This window comes from Butyricicoccus pullicaecorum DSM 23266, from assembly GCF_900167005.1.
Classification (GTDB): domain Bacteria; phylum Bacillota; class Clostridia; order Oscillospirales; family Butyricicoccaceae; genus Butyricicoccus; species Butyricicoccus pullicaecorum.
On the sequence record NZ_FUXW01000034.1, the window covers coordinates 1 to 2,575 of the forward strand.

A 2,575-nucleotide genomic window follows, 5' to 3' on the forward strand; every position below is an offset into this window, starting at 1 on the left:
TGCCGACAATGGCGTTTGCAGCAGACGATGAAGTGAATGAACCCGGAGGTACTGTGGAAGTGTGTGTGGAAACCGAAGGCTGCACACTGGAGGCTGGCCATGAGGGTGAGTGCGTTGTAGTGGAGTCTGAGCCGGAAGAACCGGAAAGTGCTCCGTGCAAGGTGACCGAGGGCTGCACGCTGGAAAACGGTCATGAGGGTGAATGTGTAGTAGCAGAGTCTGAGCCGGAAGAACCGGAAAGCGTTCCGTGCACGGTGACTGAGGGCTGTACGCTGGAAGATGGTCATGAAGGCGGATGTGTTGTAGAGTCTAGTGTGGATTCTTTGTCTGAAGATGAGGAGATTGTTATCTCAATTACAGAGGCGGACATGAATTCCGCAGACGAAGAAAATCCTCCGATCAAAAGCGCTATTGCTCGCTTGAGTCTAGCAGACCCGAGTTCTGTTACTCAGTTAAAGGTTGTAACTGAAGGCGAAGCATATTTATCACCGGAAGATAATGAATATATCAAAACAGTATTTTCCAGTTTAAACTATTTGGATGAATCCGAGTGTCAGTGCAGTACCCGAAAGTTAACTGAGGCATATTTGGGAAAAAGCGGATTACCGGATGAGTTATATGCGGAATTCGGTGGCCTCTCTGGATATACAAGCCTTGAAACCCTCATTCTTCCAGAGGAGACGCAAGTTGTCAACTCATATACGCTCTCTGAAAGAGGCGGTGGTGTAAATGACACAGGATTGACAGAGCTTAACCTTTCGAATAATATTCTGGTAATTGAGAGTGGTGCATTTTCCGGAAATACCAATTTTGTAGGAAATCTTGTAATTCCCGATTCTGTGGTTTTTATTGGAAACAACTCTTTTGGTGTCGGAAATGAGCTTATTGCATGCGGAACTCTGACTTTGGGTGATTCTGTAAAATATATTGATGCCAATGGATTTAAAAGCCGTTTATTCGAAGGGGATCTGGTCATACCGAACTCTGTCGAAATGATTAATAACTGGAGCTTTTCTCCTGGAGCTTTTAAAAATGGCACGTGGACTCTTGGAGATAATTTAATCAATATTGGCAGCGCGGCATTAAAAGGTATCTGCTCAGGCAATAGTGGAACATTTATCGTATTAAATCAGTACAAGATGTCTACTCAGGCATTTGCAGATAATTCGTTTGAGAAGATTGCTTTCGAAGAAGGTATCACGGATATTTCAACAAGTCAAGTGATTGCAAGTTCAAAAAATATTGAAGAAATTGTATTGCCATCTACGCTTGAAAGTATTTCTGGAGACAGTGCTTTTGCAGGATGCCCGGCACTCACGACGATCAATTTCCCAAAAAGTCTTGAACGATTAGGTGATAGAACATTTGAAAACGACGATGCGCTCACATCAGTTGTTCTTCCTTCTAATCTCACACAGATTGGATCTTTTACATTTGAAGACTCAGGCATTTTGGGACTTTATATTCCAGAAAGTGTAACCGATATAGGAAATCGAATTGTTCAAGATATCCCGTCAGGTAGTATCGTTTATGTAGCGAATGAAGCGTTACTAAACATGATGAATGAATCTGATTCTGCTTGGAATAATAAGTATAATAATGAAACGACTGCTCTTGCAATGACGAATGGCGGCAGTTTTAAAGAAGATACTGAATTTTCGGAGAGCGTATTGGCTACACCTATAAAATCCGGTAATATTTTTGCTGGCTGGTATGCAGATGAAGAGCTGGCGGATGAAGTCGTAACAAATGCAGACGCTGGAAATACCTATTATGCAGAATGGTTACCCAGCAATTATACTGTAACCGAAAATATAAACTTTGGTTCTGTGGTTTATGGCTCTACGGCTAGTCGGGTGATTCAAGTGAATGGTTCGGATGTCGCAGGCGCTCTCAAGGTTGCAGGCAACGATATTTTTGACACCGTAGTAAATGAGGACAACACAATCACAGTTACCCCTCACTCGAATCTCTCGGTTGGTGAGTATGAAGAAACATTGTATGTAACGACTCCGGATAATGCAACCTTCTTTGTCCCGGTTACGTTGGAAGTTGTTCCTGCAAGTTCGAAACTGGAGATCTGGGCAAACGGAGCAAAAAAACTGTCTTTGTCCGGTGGTGGTAACGTTACCCTGACTATTACGGGTGATCTGAACGCTGACGAAGTCACAGTCACCTGCAATAATGAAAACATTGAGGTAACGAAAAACGCAGATGATACCTACACCGTTACCCTTCCCAATGAAACGGCCGACTACACATTTACCGCAACATATGATGGTGACCAGAACCACGAAATGGCACGCGCCACCTGCACGGTATCTGTGACTCGTCACACCGGTGGCGGTGGTGCATCGCATCCGGAAGCAGGCGACAACTCTTCCTCTGATCGAAACGACCGTGATGACGACGATACGGAAAATATCGATGAGGAAGATGTACCGCTGACCGAAGGTAAGGTAGCTGATTTTGATGACGTTCCGGCAGATGCGTGGTTTGCTGAGGCTGTTCAGTATGTATATGAGCATGATTTGATGACCGGTGTATCGGAAAATCTTTTTGCACCGAATGCGCA

At 44.1% G+C, this 2,575-nt stretch carries 1 protein-coding gene; it reads left to right on the plus strand.

All coding sequences use genetic code 11. The features are described 5' to 3' along the window. A partial coding sequence (locus tag B5D52_RS15810) for a leucine-rich repeat protein (protein WP_159446511.1) occupies positions 1 to 2,575 on the plus strand: 2,575 nt, incomplete at both ends.